The sequence below is a fragment of the Flavobacterium sp. KACC 22758 genome, from assembly GCF_028736135.1.
GTDB lineage: Bacteria > Bacteroidota > Bacteroidia > Flavobacteriales > Flavobacteriaceae > Flavobacterium > Flavobacterium johnsoniae.
Genome location: NZ_CP117878.1, coordinates 3,519,686 through 3,535,709 on the forward strand (window position 1 = coordinate 3,519,686; position 16,024 = coordinate 3,535,709).

A 16,024-nucleotide genomic window follows, 5' to 3' on the forward strand; every position below is an offset into this window, starting at 1 on the left:
TAAAATTTTATTTCGTTACCCTAAACCAATCAACGGCCACATTTCCAGAATCGTTTGTTACTTTTTCGCTTAAAGCAAAAAGTCCCATTTTAGCACCAATCCATTTTCCTTCGGTTGAAGTAAAATCATTTCCAATAGGCTGATAGTTTTTATCGTCTAAGCTGTAAAAGAAACTGCAAATGCCGCCTTTTTTAACTTTCACTTTCAAATAAATTGTATTGTTGGAAATCAAAACCGGTTTTGTTTCGGTTTCTGAAACCGTTTTATTAAAAGTTCCTGTTTTTTGATTTAGATATAATTTACCGTTATCATTTTTAAAACACAAATAACTATAATCCAATCCCATTATAATTAGTCCCGTCGATTCTCCGTTGAGCCTTGTATTAAAAGTTAATTTGGCTGTCGCCGAAAATTCTTCAGCAGGGAACTTCTGTAATAATAAATTTGGAGCTTCAAAAATTCGTCTGCTGTCTTTAATAATTGTCATGCAAAACAAATTCAAATAGCCCATACTTGTAGGGAAACCCCAGTTTATTTGGGAATTTGCCTGCCACTGCCATTGCAATCCTAATTTTGGTTCGTTAAATTCATCTGATGCAGCCGGATTTTCAATTGGATATTTTTTGCCAACATTTGGTTTTTTATAAGTTGTAACAGGTTCTCCAATTCCGTTTTTATCAAAATCCTGCCCCATTACCGGCCAGTCTTTTTCCCATTTCATAGGCTGTAAATGCACAATTCGTCCGTAAGCGCCTTTATCCTGAAAGTGAATAAACCAGTCTTCTCCAGTTTGTGTCTGCACCCACGCTCCCTGGTGCGGACCGTTTATTTTCGTTGATCCCTGTTCTAAAACTTTTTTCTTCTCATAAGGACCAAAAACATTCTTCGATCTTAAAATCGTCTGCCAGCCAGTAGGCACTCCTCCTGCCGGAGCAAAAATATAATAGTAATTGTTTCTTTTGTAGAATTTCGGGCCTTCGATTGTACCTTCGCCGTCATGTCCGTCAATTACCATAACTTCATCGCTATTCGCAATTGTTCCTTCGGCATTCATGCTGCATACTACAATTAAACTTTTAATCTGTGCACGGCTTCCGGCAAATGCATGTACTAAATAGGCTTTTCCGTCATCATCCCAAAGCGGACTCGGATCTATAAGTCCTTTTCCTGCTTTTACTAAAAGAGGTTCTGACCATGGGCCTTCGGCTTTTTTTGATTTTATCATGTAAATACCAAAATCAGGATCTGGATAGTAGATATAAAATTCATTGTTATGATAGGTTATGCAGGGTGCCCAAACGCCATTACCGTGCTGCACTTTATCATAAGTATCAAACGGAGGCTGTTTTGGCAGTGCATAACTTAGAATTTTCCAATTTACCAAATCTTTAGAATGCAGGATCGGCAGTCCGGGAATACAGTTAAATGAAGATGCTGTCATATAAAAATCATCTCCAACCCTTACAACATCTGGATCTGAATAATCGGCATGAATAATAGGATTTGTGTAAGTTCCGTCTCCATTATCCGGTGTCCAGGCTTGTGCCGTATTTTTTTGAAAAGAAAAAACGGAAAGGAGAAGAATAACGATTTTTATATTTTTCATTTTTAAATTATTATTTTATTTAACCCGACAGTCCCGAAGTCTCGGGATTAAAACCTGTCGGGTTTGTGTAATTAAGACGTCTGGAATTAGTTTGAGGACTTACTCTGCCATTCTTCGACTTAGCTCAGGAAGACAATAAAAGCCACACAATCCAGAATTAATAATTGATAATTAACAATTATAAACTATCTATTCAATTCTAAAGCTGCCAAAATAAAAGGACCAGTTGCTTTAGGGTCGTTATCTTTTTTTCTTTCGTTTACATAATATTCATAAGAACCATCACGATATGGAGTTCCTCCTAAACCTGCAACTTGACAGCAGTTTGTTAAAGTAATCCCGCCATCTTCGTCAACTTTTTTAATTAAAACTGTTGTTAATCCGTCAAACGCTTTATTAGCCAGTTTTTTATATTTTGATGGTAAATATCCTTTGTTTGCTCCTTTTGCAAAAGCATACGCAAACATAGCAGATCCTGAAGCTTCTAAATAATTTCCTTTTTCTCCTCCTTTGTCTGTAACCTGATACCACAATCCAGATTTGTCCTGATATTTTGCCAAAGCTGCAGATGCGTTGTTTAAGTATTTTATCAGCTCTGGTCTTTTTGGGTGATCTTTTGGAAAATAATCTAAAACATCTACCAATGCCATTACATACCATCCTAAAGCTCTAGACCAGAAATTTGGAGAATTTCCTGTTTCTTTATTTGCCCACGGCATTGCTTTGCTTTCATCCCATCCGTGGTATAACAGTCCTGTTTTTGGATCTGTAGCATGCAACTGAATTAATTCAAATTGTTTTGCGATATCATCAAAACTTTTTCCGTTTTCAAATGTCGCAGTATATTCTGCATAGAATGGTTCTCCCATATACAAGCCGTCTAACCACATTTGGTTTGGATAGATTTGTTTGTGCCAGAAACCGCCGCTCGCAGTACGAGGCTGTTCTGTTAACTGCTGGCGAACCAACTGCATTGCTTTTAAATATTTATCCTGTTTAGTTTCGGCATAAATAGCAAAAAGCAGACGTCCAGGAACCACTAAATCAATATTGTATTTGTCTAGTTCATAGGTTTTAATTGTTCCGTCTTCCTGTACTAATTCATCTACATAACCTCTTATGTAAGCTTTGTAACGAGGATCTGGATTTTTCTTGTTTAATTCTTCAATTGAATGCAGGACCAAAGCATGAACATAATCCCATTTTGGCTTTTTGGCATCATCAAGCATATAGCTTTCTGGATGACGTTTCATTAAAGTTAAAGCCATTTTATCTGACCATTTCATGTCTTTCGAAATAACGATTTCTTTTTTTGTCGTTTCTTGTGAAGTTACTTTACAGCCTGTTAAAGCCATTACGCAAACTAATAAAACCGACATAAAACTGTGTTTCCTACTATTTTTCATTTCAAAATATATTTAAATTCTACTATTTTTCTACTTCTAATGCGGCCAAAATAAAAGGCCCTAATCCGTGTGAGTTGTCTATTTTAATTTTCTCCTTAATATAATATTCAAAAGAACCGTCTCGGTATGGATTTCCTCCTAAACCTGCACTGGCACAAACCTGTGTAATATGAATTTCGCCGTCTGCATCAACTTTTATTAGTTTTTCAGTTATGGCATTAAAACCTTTTTGAGCTATTTTTTTATACTTTGCTGGTAAATATCCTTTATTTACTCCTTTCGCGAAAGCGTAAACAAACATTTCAGATCCCGAAGCCTCAAGGTAATTCCCTTCTTTATTTCCCGCATCTGTAACCTGATACCATAATCCTGATTTGTCCTGATATTTTGCCACTGCTTTTGAAATATCATTTAGATACTGAATAAGTTCTTTTCTTTTTGGATGTTCTTTTGGCATGTAATCCAAAACATCAACCAGAGCCATCATATACCAGCCAATAGAACGCGACCAGAAATTGGGTGAAACTCCGGTTTCTTTATTCGCCCAAGGCATCTGTTTGCTCTCATCCCAGGCATGAAAAAGCAGTCCGGTTTTTTTATCGAGCGTATGCAGATGTATTTGTTCGAATTGTTTGGCAACATCATCTAAATCTTTTCCATTATCAAATTCAACGGTATAGCGTGCATAGAAAGGCGTTCCCATATACAAACCATCAAGCCACATTTGATACGGATATATTTTTTTATGCCAAAATCCTCCTGAATTTGTTCTTGGATGGGTTTCCAATTGTTTGCGTAGTGTCTGTATTGCTGTTAAATAACGATTGTCGTTTGTTCTTTTATAAAGATCAAACAAAAACTTACCCGGATTTACATAATCGATATTATAATCTTCAAGTTTGTAATTCATAATTTCTCCCGAAGGATTAATTACTGTTTCTCCGTATGCTTTGATGTAATCTGCATAAATAGGATTATTTGTTTTTTGATACAGTTTTTCAAAAGAAGTCATCAATAAACCCAATTTATAATCCCATTTTGGTTTTTCGTTATTATCAACCTGCCAGGCCTGCGGAGCACGTTTGATAACAGAAAGTGCCATTCGCTCTGACCATTTTAAATCTTTTGAAATGGTATTTGAGGATTGTGCCAAAAGTGCATTCAATGAAAACAGCATCATACTTATAAGCATGATTTGGGCAAAACTAAAATGGCTTTTCTTTATCATCTTAAATCAATTTTACTTGTTTAATTCTACTGCACTCAGCAAAAATGCTGCTAATGCCGGCGAACTGTTGTCTTTTGTTTTGCTTTTAGCATAATATTCGTTTGTGCCATCACGGAATGGTTTTCCGCCTAATCCTACGTTTGATGAAACATTTGAAATTGTAATTTCATTATTTTCATTTGTTTTGACAAATTCTTTTACAAATGCATCAAAAGATTTTTGTGCTGTTTTTTTATACGAAGCGTTTAAATATCCTTTATCTGCTCCTTTTGCCAAGGCATAAATAATCATTCCTGAACCTGATGATTCTAAATAGTTTCCCTGCAATTCTGGTTTATCAGCAACCTGATACCATAATCCTGACGGACTTTGTGCCTGAACTGCGTTTTTTGCTATTTCATTCAAATAACTTACCAATTCTTTTTGTTTTGGATGATTTTTAGGATAATAATCCAGCGTTTCGACCAAGGCCATCATATACCATCCTATTCCTCTGCTCCAGATTGTTGGTGATGTTCTTGTTTCTGCGTTTGCCCAGCCAATTTCTTTACTTTCATCCCAAGCCTGATAAGGCAGTCCTGTTTTTTTATCTACTATATAAGTATGAACCAATTCAAACTGTTTTGCAATATCATCTAAACTTTTACCATTTTCATACTTAACAGTATACTGCGTATAAAAAGGTTCTGCCATATACAAACCGTCAATCCACATTTGATTAGGATAAATCTGCTTGTGCCAGAATCCGCCGCTTGCTGTTCTGGGCTGGCTTTCAATCTGCGTTTTTAATTGTTTGATAACTGTTAAATAGCGATTGTCTTTGGTTACGTCATATAAATTAAACAACAGTTTTCCCGGATTTACATAATCGATATTGTATTCTTTAATATCATATTTGGCAATATTTCCATTGGCGTCAATTAGTTCATCAGCATATTCTTTTATGTAATTGAGATATTTTTTGTCTTTCGTTTTTAAATACAATTTTTCAAAAGCAGACAAAGTCAAGCTCATTTTATAATCCCATTTTGGTTTCTCAGTTCCATCGATCTGCCAGGCTTTTGGATATTTGTTCAGTATTGTTACAGCTGTTTTTTCTGACCATTTTGCTTTTGCCGAAACAGCAATTCTACTTTGATTTTCATTGTTCTGACCTACAGTAAAAATGCTGTACAACAGGAAAAACGCAAAGACTGTTTTTTTATAGTTCATTCTTATATTTTGTTTTGAAATAAGGCTTTGCCTTTAATCTTCGTTTTTTATTTTATGGTAATTATTTGAAAATCTTTTTTAAAAAATGGGTTGTAAAATCAACAGTCTGGTCAAACCAGGGTTGAAAAAACCAAAATGAGTGAGGTGAATTTTCGATTGTATGAACCTCACTGTAAATTTTATATTGATCCAGAATTTTTATCATATCATCTCTTCCTGCATGAAACCTCGAAATACTGCTGTTTATAAACAATATTGGAGGCGTATTTTTATCAGTGTGGCTTAAAGCCGATGCATTCTTCCAGTTTTCTTCTTTTTCTTCATAAGAACCTCCAAGCCAAAACGATGCCATTTCTCCTTCTGATGATTCGGGATGCCTGAATGCTAATACGCCGTCTACATTAATAATAGCATTTACTTTTGATGATTTACTTTTATTTAACGGATCATCAAAAGCTGAAATTCCATTTGTTGTACCAATCAAAGCTGCCATCTGACCTCCCGAAGAACAGCCTAAAACCGCAATTTTGTCTGGATCTACTTTGAATTTCTTTGCATTATCTTTTATAAAACGAATGGCATTTTTTACATCATATACTCCGTATGGATATTTTGCTTCGAGCGACAACCTGTATTCTATTGTAAAACAAGAATAGCCTTTTGAAGCAATTTCCTGTGCCAAAAGATTCATCTGATTTTTATTTCCTGAACGCCATCCGCCGCCATGAATCATGATAACTGCAGGATTTTGTTTTTGCTTATTATTTACAAAAGCATCCAAATGCAGTATTCTGTCTTTTGATGTAAAATAAACCACATCGCTAATCTGGTTTACATTTTCATTTTTGGCAATTTCCGGTATTGTTATTTCCGGGTATTTCTTTATCAATTTATTATAAGTGCTTTTTACGGTGTACGACGTATCGACACTGTAAGTACGCTGTGCATTTACTGCACAGGAAAAGCATAACAAAATGAATACAATTTTTCGCATTAAAATCAATTTACTTTTTAGTTAAGAAAGGAGTCTGGCACTTTGGCCAAACTCCTTTTTAACTTCTTCAAAAAAACAAATGTTCTCAAAAAACTAACAAATTACTAATAACCAGGATTTTGAGGAAAATCTTTATTTTGGTTTAAATCCAATGCCGACTGAGGTATTGGTCTTAAAATTTTAAGCTGACCGTCTACACCAACAAAATTTGCTGCTTTAATTTTATAATTATATGCAGAAGCTCTTGCTACTAAAGTTCCGGTGCGTTTTAAATCAAACCATCTTTTATATTCTCCTAATAATTCTCTTCCTCTTTCATCTAAAATATAATCGATGTTGAATTGCCCGATTGTTGCATTGGCAACTCCTGCTCTTCTTCTTACTTCGTTTAAACGATCTAAACCTGTTGAAGGCACACCTGCTTTTAAATAGGCTTCGGCAGCAATTAAATAGGTTTCTCCTAATCTCGAAACAATAATATCTCTCGTACTTACAGGACCTGTGCTAGAAGGTGTAGTAGGATCCGGATCATCAAATTTCTTAACCGGAATAGTATAACAGTCTAAGTTTTTGATTAATGTATGTGCTGCAGAATACTCTCCCCACGGGTGGTAAACAAACGTAGCCGATAATCTTGATGCATTTGCTGTCATCCAAGCCGTTTTATCTGCTGGTGTAAACCATTTTGGCTCGTAAAAGTGTCTAACTTTTAGTGAAGCAGGATTTGAACTTCTGTAATAAGGATAGTATAAAATTGTTTTTGTTACACCATTTGTTGTTTCAGGACCTTCTACAATTTCTGTCATAAAAGTAGCATTCCATCTTGCATCACCTTTTTCATATAAACCTAAAGCATAATCTGTAGGGCATAAATTATAGCTTCTTAACGGAGCTCCAGTTTCTGCTCCTCCTAAATACGAACTGAAATAATAAAATTGGTTGTTTCCTAATTTTGTTGGGTCTGTACTTGTAGAAGCTTTATCATATTGAACAGAAAAAATAGTTTCAGCATTTAAATCGTTTCCTGGTTTAAACAACTGATCGAAAGCAATTGCAAGGGTCTGTCCTCCAATTGCTGCATCGGCATAAGCTGCTGCTTTTGAAAAATCATCGGCTTTACCATAAGATTCATATCCTCTGGTTAAATACACTTTTGCTAATAAATCATTAACCGCTCTTTTGTTTACTCTTCCGGTTGTACTATATGATGTAGTTCCAACATTTGCCAAAGCAAAATCTAAATCAGATATTATTTGTGTGTAGACTTCTTCAGCAGAATTTCTTGTAAAAGATAATACAGGAGTTGTAACATGTTCGTTTACAATTGGAACTCCGCCATAAGTCTGTACTAACAAAAAGTAAGCTTGTGCTCTTAAAAAACGGGCTTCACCCAATAATGTATTTAAATTGGCTGTCTGCTCTGTTACAGATGAATAATAAACTGCTTTATTTACTGATTGAATTAACTGATAACAAGGACGGTATAAATCTGCCACGTTATCTGAAGTAGGAATTAAAAGCGCGTACTGGCTCAAACCTGCTGGTTCCGGAGTTCTTCCTTCTGCATACATATCTGTTCCTGATTCAAACAACCACGGATTTCCTCCGTAAATGCTTTTAAGCCAGGCATAATTTGTATTGATTAATAACTGAAATCCAGATGCGGTTTTATAGGTTGCATCGGCAGGAACATTTGATAAACTTTCCTCCTCAATATAATTGCTGCAAGAACTTAAGCTTGTAACAATCATTCCTAACATTATTATTATTTTTTTCATTTGATATCTTTATTAAAATTTAACACTTACTCCCAATTGCGTTGTTATTGATGCCGGACGATTTACTCCAAAAGATGAAGCTGCCCATTCCGGATCGTATCCATCAAAATTTGTAAACACAAATGGGTCTAACACATTTACATATATTCTTAAATTACTGATTTTTAGTTTTTTCAATAATTCAGAATCCAGTGTGTATCCTAAAGATATATTTTTAATTTTCACGTAAGAAACGTCTCTGTAGTAAGCAAATAATGAAGTCCAGTAAGCTCCTGCTCCTGTTGCTACAGGTCCTGGTCTTGGATTTGTATTGTTAGCATTAGCTTCGATTCCTGCTCCATTTGTTGGAATAAAATAATCCATAGCTAATTTTTGGCGTCCTCTGTCACTTACATCTGCAAAGTTTTGGTGAAAAGTACTTAATACTGTCTGCCCCTGACTGGTAAGAACTGAGAAATTGAAATCAAAATTTCCAACAGTCAGTTTAGAATACAAACTTCCCTGCCATTCCGGATTTGGGTTACCAATTACCGTTCTGTCATCTGTATTAAATTTACCATCACCATTAAGGTCTTTTGGTTTTGCCTGACCCGGAAGCATGTTATAAGTTGCTGCTTCTGCTGCCTGGCTTTCCTGCCATACACCATCATAAACATAGTTGTAGTTAGGATTTAAAGGAGATCCTAAAATTAATTTATTACCAATATCACTTACCTGATCCTGGTTGTAAATTGACTCTAATTTGTTTACGTTTTTAGTAAAAGTAAATGTAGTTTCCCAGTTTACTTTTTCGCTTTTGATATTTTTTGTTGTTAACAAAACTTCGACTCCTTTGTTGCTTACAGAACCCACATTAGCAAATGTATTTTTGTATCCTGTTTCAAGTGGTAATTCTTGTTTGTAAATTAACTTATCTGATAATCTGTCGTAAACGTCAACACTACCAGAAATTCTGTTTCTTAAGAATCCGAAATCAAGACCAAAGTTAAGTTCTCTTGTTTTTTCCCAAGTTAAAGCCTGATTGGCTAAATTTTCAGTCTGCCATCCCGAAACTACATTAGCTCCGTTAGCATAAAAAGTCTGCTGATTTAATAATGCCTGAGAAGTATAAGGTGCTACGTTATCATTTCCTGTATATCCTAAACTCGCACGAAGTTTTAAATCTGAAATTACTGAACTGCTGGCAAGGAAAGATTCTTTGCTGATTTTCCATCCTAAAGCTACAGAAGGGAAACTCTGCCATTTATTGCCTTCAGATAAAACAGAAGAACCATCCCATCTTGTAGAAGCTGTCAATAGGTATTTATCTCTAAAGCTGTAATTTACACGAACCGCATAAGAGCTTAATGTATTTTTTTGATATCCTGAATTGATATTATAACTAGTCTGCACTCCAGATCCCATATTATTTGAACCAACATCAAAAGGCTGATTGTTAGAATACATATAAGATGTTTTATCTGTATTTGAATACAAACTCTGTAGTAATAAAACGCTGAAATCATGCACTTCATTAAATGTATGTTTCAAATCAATTTGATTATCCCATGTATAATTGAAATTGTTGAAGTTTTTAATTGAAGCAGAATTTTTTCCGTTTAATGTTACTCCGGCATTAGTTTGTGCTTTATATGATGCGCTTGTTTCTGTATTTTCAATTCCTCCGGCAAATGTTGTTTTAAACGAAAGCCATTTTAAAGGCTGATATTGGAAGAAAACGTTTCCAACTGTCTGCCAAGTTTTTTCTGTTTGAGAAGAATTTGCAATTTCCATTAACGGGTTTACCGTTGATGTTTTGTTAATTGCCCAAGAACCATCAGGATATGTTAGTTTACCAGGCAAAAAGAACAAAGTTCCCACCTGCTCATTTCCTTGTGCATCAACTGCCCATGGCGACATAAGCGGACTAAGTCTGAAAGCATCCTGCATAGCCAGATCTGAACCTAGTTCTGTATCCAGACGAGCAATCGTAATATTTGCTCCGGTAGTAAATTTGTCGTTTATTTTATGATTTAATCCTAATTTAAAAGAATATTTATCTGTTGAATCGTTATCGATAAGTCCTTCATCACTTTGTATACCAAATCCTAAGTTATAACTTAAACCAGAATCTGAACGTCCTGTAACATTTAAATAATTATTTTGTGTCATACCCGGTTTAAGTACCGCATCTGCCCAGTCAAAATTGTAACCACTGTTAGCTCTTGAAACTAATAGCGGACTTTGATTTCCTGCTAAAGCTGCCAATTGAGCCGGAGTTTGTGTTGCTGGCGTAGCACTCATATAAGCTACCTGATGAAATTTCCACCATTCTTCTCCATTCATCATTTTTGGCATTCTCGCCGCTGTTTTTGTACCGTAAGAAGAATCAAAAGTTACATTGATTCCCGGTTTTACATTAGCACCGCTTTTTGTAGTTACGATAATAACACCGCTGGCACCACGAGAACCATAGATTGCAGCAGATGAAGCGTCTTTTAAAACATCCATTCTTGAAATATCCTGCGGATTCAAAAAGTCGATATTATCAACAGGAACACCATCCACTACATATAAAGGAGATGATCCTACTAATGAGTTATTTCCTCTAATTACAACTTTAAATCCGTCACCAGAACGTCCTGATGAAGATGAAATCTGAACCCCAGGCGTGCTTCCCTGAATTGCCTCAAGTGCGCTTGTAGTATTTCTTTCTGTAATTGTTGCAGCACTAATTGTACTTACAGATCCTGTAAGGTCTGTTTTCTTAACAGAACCGTATCCTACAACCACTACTTCGTTTAATGAATTGGATTGTTCTGCAAGGCTTACGTTTACTTTTGTTTTTCCGGCAACGCTTACTTCCTGCGTTTGAAAGCCTAAATAGCTGATAATTAAAACAGCTTTGTTACTGGTTACATTTATTTTAAAACTTCCTTCAAAATCTGTCGAAGTTCCATTTTTAGTACCTTTTTCCTGGATATTTACACCCGGCAGTGATAGTCCGGCAGCATCAGTAATTTTACCTTCTATTGTGGTAGATTGAGCGCTCACTGTATGGCTCACCAGAAAATTCAGGAAAAATAAAAATACAAGATTGTATTTTATTTTTTTCTTTAATGATTTTTGAATGTTCATAATTTTGTTAAGTGGTTTTTTGGTTAATAGTCATTAGTATTTAGTTTATTCTACTTTTTTTTCATTGATGTAGGTATTTATAAAATTGATATTTTTTACATTCTTTAATAAATAGATCGAGTCTACTTTTTGGATTTTTACGTTTTTCAGCGTGATATTTTCTACAGGAGATTCTTTATAACCTTCGGCCCAGATACTGTATTTTCCGCCATTTTTTACGTTTACATTTTCAAGATTGATGTTTCTTATTACTGGTATAAAGTTTCCGGTTTGTGACCCGTAAACGTTATAAAACATATTCAGTTTTAATACACATTCTTTAACTGTTCCTACTTCAAGGTTTCTAACAAATACATTTTCGATAATACCGCCTCGTCTTGAATTAGTTTTAATTCTTATGGCACGATCCAGATTTGGACTGTCCATTACGCAATTTTCTACAAACACATTGTTTACTCCGGCAGAAATTTCACTTCCAATAACAACACCGCCGTGCCCGTCGATCATTTTACAATTTTTTACTATTATATTTTTACTCGGAATGGCTACTCTTCTTCCATCAGCATCACGTCCGGCTTTAATAGCAATACAATCGTCGCCGGTATTAAATGTGCAGTTTTTAATTACAATATTTTGTGAATACTCAGGATCACAGCCGTCATTGTTTGGTCCGTGGCTGTTTACCGTTACACCGTCAATAATCATATTGTTTGTTTTTATGGGATGTAAAATCCAAAAAGGAGAATTGATAACCGTAATATCTTTTACCAAAACCGTATTACATTCAAAAAACTCAATAAAATTTGGACGCAGGTATCTTCCTTCTCCAAAAATTCTCTGCTCAACCGGAATGCCTTTTTCTGCCATATCAACCAAAACTTCACGATTTGTCGGGTCGTTTTGAGACGGAATTCCTTTTTTCCAGCCATACATTTTTGCACCAGACCAGATCCACCAATTAGTACTATCAGCCTGACCATTTAAAATTCCTTTTCCTGTTATGGCAACATTAGTTTTGTTTTTAGCATAAATAAGCGGTGAATAATTCATTAATTCAGTTCCTTCCCATGAAGTATGAACCATTGGATAATCTTTTGGATTTAAACTGAACAAAATTTCAGCTTTATCTTCTAAATGAAGGTTTACATTGTTTTCTAAATGGATGGCTCCGGTTAAGTATTTTCCGTTTGGAACCAAAACTTTTCCACCCCCATTTTCAGTACAAGTCTGAATAGCCTTTTCAAATGCCGCAGTGTTCAAAGTTTTACCGTCTGCAACAGCTCCAAAATCATTAATATTATAGGTTTTATCCTGAAAATTTGTTTTTGGGAGGTTTTTTATTGTTAATTCCATAGTTTTCCACGGATCAGTTTCAGCTTCAGGAGTAATTTTTTTTGAGCACGATATAGTCAAAATGACTGTTATGCTTAAAAAAACAACTGATTTGAGCGCTATAACCTTATTTGTAATCATTTGTGTGGAATTTCTAGTTTAACGAGGTGAAAAGATCAATAATTATGTAATCGATTACACGAAAATAGAAAATATGTTTCAACGAACCAAATTTATTTAGAAATAAATTGTATTTTTAATTTTTATTAAGAATTATAATTACATTTAATGCAAAAATTATTATAATTTATTATCATTGTAGAATATAAAACGTTGTAGTAATTTGTTATGGTAATCGATAACATTAAACAACAGATTATATAAAAAAAATGTATTTTTGTCGTAGAATTTAACTTGTAAACCCCTTTTTAATGAGCGAAAAAGTAACCATTTATGATATTGCCGAAAAACTAAATATCACTGCAGCTACTGTTTCCAGAGCGTTGAATAACAACCCGAAAATAAAAGAAAGCACTCGTGAGTTGGTTATTAAAACTGCTGCCTCAATGAACTACAAGCAAAACAAACTTGCTTTAGCATTAAAAAGCGGCCGAAGTAATAATATTGGAGTGATTGTACCACGTATTGACAGCAACTTTTTTGCTTCTGTCATTCGTGGTATTGAAGAAGAATTACAGCCTCACGGTTATCAGGTAATTATCTGTCAGACTCATGAAAGCAAACAGAGAGAAAATGAAAATCTATATACTTTAATTGATGCTCAGGTAGACGGCATTCTGATGTCAGTTACTGATGTAACCAGCGAAAATGATGATGCTTTCAACAATGTATTACAAAAGAATGTACCACTTATCTTTTTTGACAGGAGCAAACATATTGACGGCGTAAGCTCTGTAACCATTAACGATTTTAGAGGCGGTTATTTAACCACTAAACATTTAATTAACGAAGGATGCCGTTACATTGCCCATTTTTCTGGAGATCAGTCTTTGGAAATCTTTAAAAACAGGTTTTTAGGCTACAAACAAGCCCTTTTAGATCACGGAATTGAATTTAAAGAAGAATATGTAATACCGGTAAAAAGTATGGTTGACGCCGGAAAAGAAGCTGTCGATAAACTGCTGCAATTAGAAACTCCTCCTGATGCAATATTCTCATCGAGTGATTTTGCAGCTTTAGGAGCAATTCAGGAATTAAAAGAAAGAAATATTAGCATTCCGAATGAGTTTTGTGTGGCTGGTTTTAGTAATGAACCTTTTACAAAATTCATGGAATTATCGATTACATCTGTAGATCAGTCGCCGCTTGAAATGGGGAAAATGGCCGCACGTGTTTTCTTAGAACAAGTCGATAAAACAGATACTATTAAAATAGAAAAAAAGGTAGTTCTGGCACCTGAATTACACATTCGTAAATCATCTTCGAGAACAAACTTTTAAAATATATTTTACCTTCATAAATTATAAGCTCATTTAACGATGAGCTTATTTTTTTTAACCATAAACAATAATAAACCATCCCTATGGAGCTTTTATCATGATGACTCTATTCTTCTACTATAAATATTCAGCTCCTCTGGAGCTATCTTACGTAAATTGTATTCATAAAAAAAGACGCACTGCTGTGCGTCTCTATATAAACTTTTGATACTTTGTATCTCTGTACCTTCGTACCTACAAACTTAAAGCGAAACTCCTCTTTTCCAAGGAATAAAGTCGTTTTGGTTTAAAAGTGCTGCTTTGGTTTTAATTGTTCCGCTGGCAACATCTATAATAAACTCTAACATTTCATCTGCCATTTCATCGATAGATTTTTCACCAGTAATAATACCTCCAGTGTCAATATCGATAATATCTGACATTTTGTTTGCTAATTGAGTGTTTGATGAAATTTTTACAACCGGAGCAATTGGGTTTCCTGTTGGAGTTCCTAAACCTGTTGTAAACAATACCATATTAGCACCAGAACCTACCATTGCAGTTGTACACTCAACATCATTTCCTGGTGTACATAGTAAAGTTAAACCTGGTTTAGTGATATATTCACCGTAATCGAATACTCCGGTAATAGGTGAAGTTCCACCTTTTTTAGCAGCTCCTGCAGATTTCATTGCATCTGTAATTAAACCGTCTTTAATGTTCCCCGGAGAAGGATTCATATCAAATCCTGAACCAGCATCAACAACAGTTTTTTCATACCACTGCATTAAGTCTAAGAAACGTTTTCCGCTCTCGTCTTCAACACAACGGTTTACTAATTCCTGCTCAACACCGCATAATTCAGGAAACTCAGAAAGAATTGTAGTACCGCCTAAAGCAGCCAATAAATCTGAAGTTACTCCTAAAGTAGGGTTTGCAGAAATTCCAGAGAATCCGTCAGATCCACCGCACTCTAAACCAATTCTTAGTTTAGATAATGGAGCTGGTTCTCTTTTTATTTCGTTTGCTTTTTTAATCGCTTCGAAAGTATCTTTAACAACACTGCTTAACATCTTTTCGATAGTTCCAATTGACTGCTGATCGTAGATTAAAACAGGTTTTTTACTGTTTGGATTGATCGCGTCTAAAGCATCTTTAAAAATCGAAATTTGAAGATTCTGGCATCCTAAACTCAAAACTGTTGCTCCGGCAACATTTGGATTGTTTACATAACCAGCCAATAATTTAGCAAGACTATGAGAATCCTGACGAATTCCGCCGCAGCCTCCTTGGTGTGTAATGAATTTTACCTGAATATTGTTGAATAAATTCGCATCATTTGAAGCTTCCTGATTTCCTGCTCCTCCTGTTTCTGATTTTACCAAAGAACGTAACAATAACTGATAATCGTTTTCTTTTGGTTTCATCAATTCTTTCTCAAAAATATCTTTTAAGATTTCGATGTTTCTGTTTTCACAAAATACTAACGGGAAGAATAACCAAACATTTTCAGTTCCAACTTGTCCGTCTTCTCTGTGATAACCCTGCCAGGTTCTGTCTTTCCATTTATCAATATTTGGAGCATTCCAGCCAATCGTTTCTGTTTTACCAGTAACTTTATCACTTTCGTGTTTTACATTTGCAGTAGAAAGCAATCCTCCTCTTTCGATTCTTGCACTTGCTTTACCTACTAAAACTCCGTACATAATGATTCTGTCCCCTACATTAAAAGGAACCATTGCAATCTTATGTTTCATTTTTACATCAGACTCAACTGTAACTGATTCTCCTTCGAAATCAATTACTTCGCCTGCTGTAAGATCCACCAAAGCAACCGCTACATTGTCGGTTGGGTGAACTTTTATCAATTTTTTCTGCGCTGCCATAATTAACCCTTGTTCTTTTTGTTTTT

At 35.0% G+C, this 16,024-nt stretch carries 10 protein-coding genes; 1 reads left to right on the top strand and 9 read right to left on the bottom strand.

Features of this window, described 5'->3' with window-relative positions; genetic code table 11:
* Positions 1–7 precede the first annotated feature (7 nt).
* The 8 genes from PQ462_RS14825 to PQ462_RS14860 all read right to left on the bottom strand — a co-directional run bounded on the left by PQ462_RS14825 (position 8) and on the right by PQ462_RS14860 (position 12,814).
* Entirely contained in the window at positions 8–1,606 is a 1,599-nt protein-coding gene (locus PQ462_RS14825; RefSeq protein WP_274250571.1) for a glycoside hydrolase family 43 protein, read from the bottom strand.
* A 185-nt stretch (positions 1,607–1,791) separates the two neighbouring features.
* The gene (locus tag PQ462_RS14830) at positions 1,792–3,012 is read right to left on the bottom strand and encodes a glycoside hydrolase family 88/105 protein (RefSeq protein WP_274250572.1); all 1,221 of its coding nucleotides are present in this window, start codon (positions 3,010–3,012) and stop codon (positions 1,792–1,794) included.
* A gap of 22 nt (positions 3,013–3,034) precedes the next feature.
* A complete protein-coding gene (locus PQ462_RS14835) occupies positions 3,035–4,240 on the bottom strand; it encodes a glycoside hydrolase family 88/105 protein (protein WP_274250573.1) in 1,206 nt (401 codons plus the stop codon).
* A gap of 12 nt (positions 4,241–4,252) precedes the next feature.
* Entirely contained in the window at positions 4,253–5,452 is a 1,200-nt protein-coding gene (locus tag PQ462_RS14840) for a glycoside hydrolase family 88/105 protein (protein WP_274250574.1), read from the bottom strand.
* A 61-nt stretch (positions 5,453–5,513) separates the two neighbouring features.
* On the bottom strand, positions 5,514–6,446 hold the full coding sequence (locus tag PQ462_RS14845) for an alpha/beta hydrolase (protein ID WP_274250575.1): 933 nt from the start codon (positions 6,444–6,446) through the stop codon (positions 5,514–5,516).
* Between the two features lie 104 nt (positions 6,447–6,550).
* Positions 6,551–8,224, bottom strand: a complete 1,674-nt coding sequence (locus PQ462_RS14850) for a RagB/SusD family nutrient uptake outer membrane protein (protein ID WP_274250576.1) — start codon at positions 8,222–8,224, stop codon at positions 6,551–6,553.
* Between the two features lie 12 nt (positions 8,225–8,236).
* Entirely contained in the window at positions 8,237–11,341 is a 3,105-nt protein-coding gene (locus PQ462_RS14855) for a SusC/RagA family TonB-linked outer membrane protein (protein WP_274250577.1), read from the bottom strand.
* A gap of 45 nt (positions 11,342–11,386) precedes the next feature.
* Positions 11,387–12,814 (bottom strand): glycoside hydrolase family 28 protein, encoded by a 1,428-nt coding sequence (locus PQ462_RS14860; RefSeq protein ID WP_274250578.1) that lies wholly within the window; start codon positions 12,812–12,814, stop codon positions 11,387–11,389.
* A 290-nt stretch (positions 12,815–13,104) separates the two neighbouring features.
* Here PQ462_RS14860 and PQ462_RS14865 point away from each other — a divergent pair, with 290 nt between their 5' ends.
* A complete protein-coding gene (locus PQ462_RS14865) occupies positions 13,105–14,133 on the top strand; it encodes a LacI family DNA-binding transcriptional regulator (RefSeq protein ID WP_012026231.1) in 1,029 nt (342 codons plus the stop codon).
* A gap of 242 nt (positions 14,134–14,375) precedes the next feature.
* Here PQ462_RS14865 and PQ462_RS14870 read toward each other — a convergent pair whose 3' ends face one another.
* A complete protein-coding gene (locus PQ462_RS14870; protein ID WP_274250579.1) occupies positions 14,376–15,998 on the bottom strand; it encodes a UxaA family hydrolase in 1,623 nt (540 codons plus the stop codon).
* Between the last annotated feature and the right edge of the window lie 26 nt (positions 15,999–16,024).

What these genes read in the sequence shown, in the direction of transcription:
- PQ462_RS14825 (WP_274250571.1), bottom strand. Translation starts at nt 1,606, where the DNA reads ATGAAAAATATAAAAATCGTTATTCTTCTCCTTTCCGTTTTTTCTTTT.
- PQ462_RS14830 (WP_274250572.1), bottom strand. Translation starts at nt 3,012, where the DNA reads ATGAAAAATAGTAGGAAACACAGTTTTATGTCGGTTTTATTAGTTTGC.
- PQ462_RS14835 (WP_274250573.1), bottom strand. Translation starts at nt 4,240, where the DNA reads ATGATAAAGAAAAGCCATTTTAGTTTTGCCCAAATCATGCTTATAAGT.
- PQ462_RS14840 (WP_274250574.1), bottom strand. Translation starts at nt 5,452, where the DNA reads ATGAACTATAAAAAAACAGTCTTTGCGTTTTTCCTGTTGTACAGCATT.
- PQ462_RS14845 (WP_274250575.1), bottom strand. Translation starts at nt 6,446, where the DNA reads ATGCGAAAAATTGTATTCATTTTGTTATGCTTTTCCTGTGCAGTAAAT.
- PQ462_RS14850 (WP_274250576.1), bottom strand. Translation starts at nt 8,224, where the DNA reads ATGAAAAAAATAATAATAATGTTAGGAATGATTGTTACAAGCTTAAGT.
- PQ462_RS14855 (WP_274250577.1), bottom strand. Translation starts at nt 11,341, where the DNA reads ATGAACATTCAAAAATCATTAAAGAAAAAAATAAAATACAATCTTGTA.
- PQ462_RS14860 (WP_274250578.1), bottom strand. Translation starts at nt 12,814, where the DNA reads ATGATTACAAATAAGGTTATAGCGCTCAAATCAGTTGTTTTTTTAAGC.
- PQ462_RS14865 (WP_012026231.1), top strand. Translation starts at nt 13,105, where the DNA reads ATGAGCGAAAAAGTAACCATTTATGATATTGCCGAAAAACTAAATATC.
- PQ462_RS14870 (WP_274250579.1), bottom strand. Translation starts at nt 15,998, where the DNA reads ATGGCAGCGCAGAAAAAATTGATAAAAGTTCACCCAACCGACAATGTA.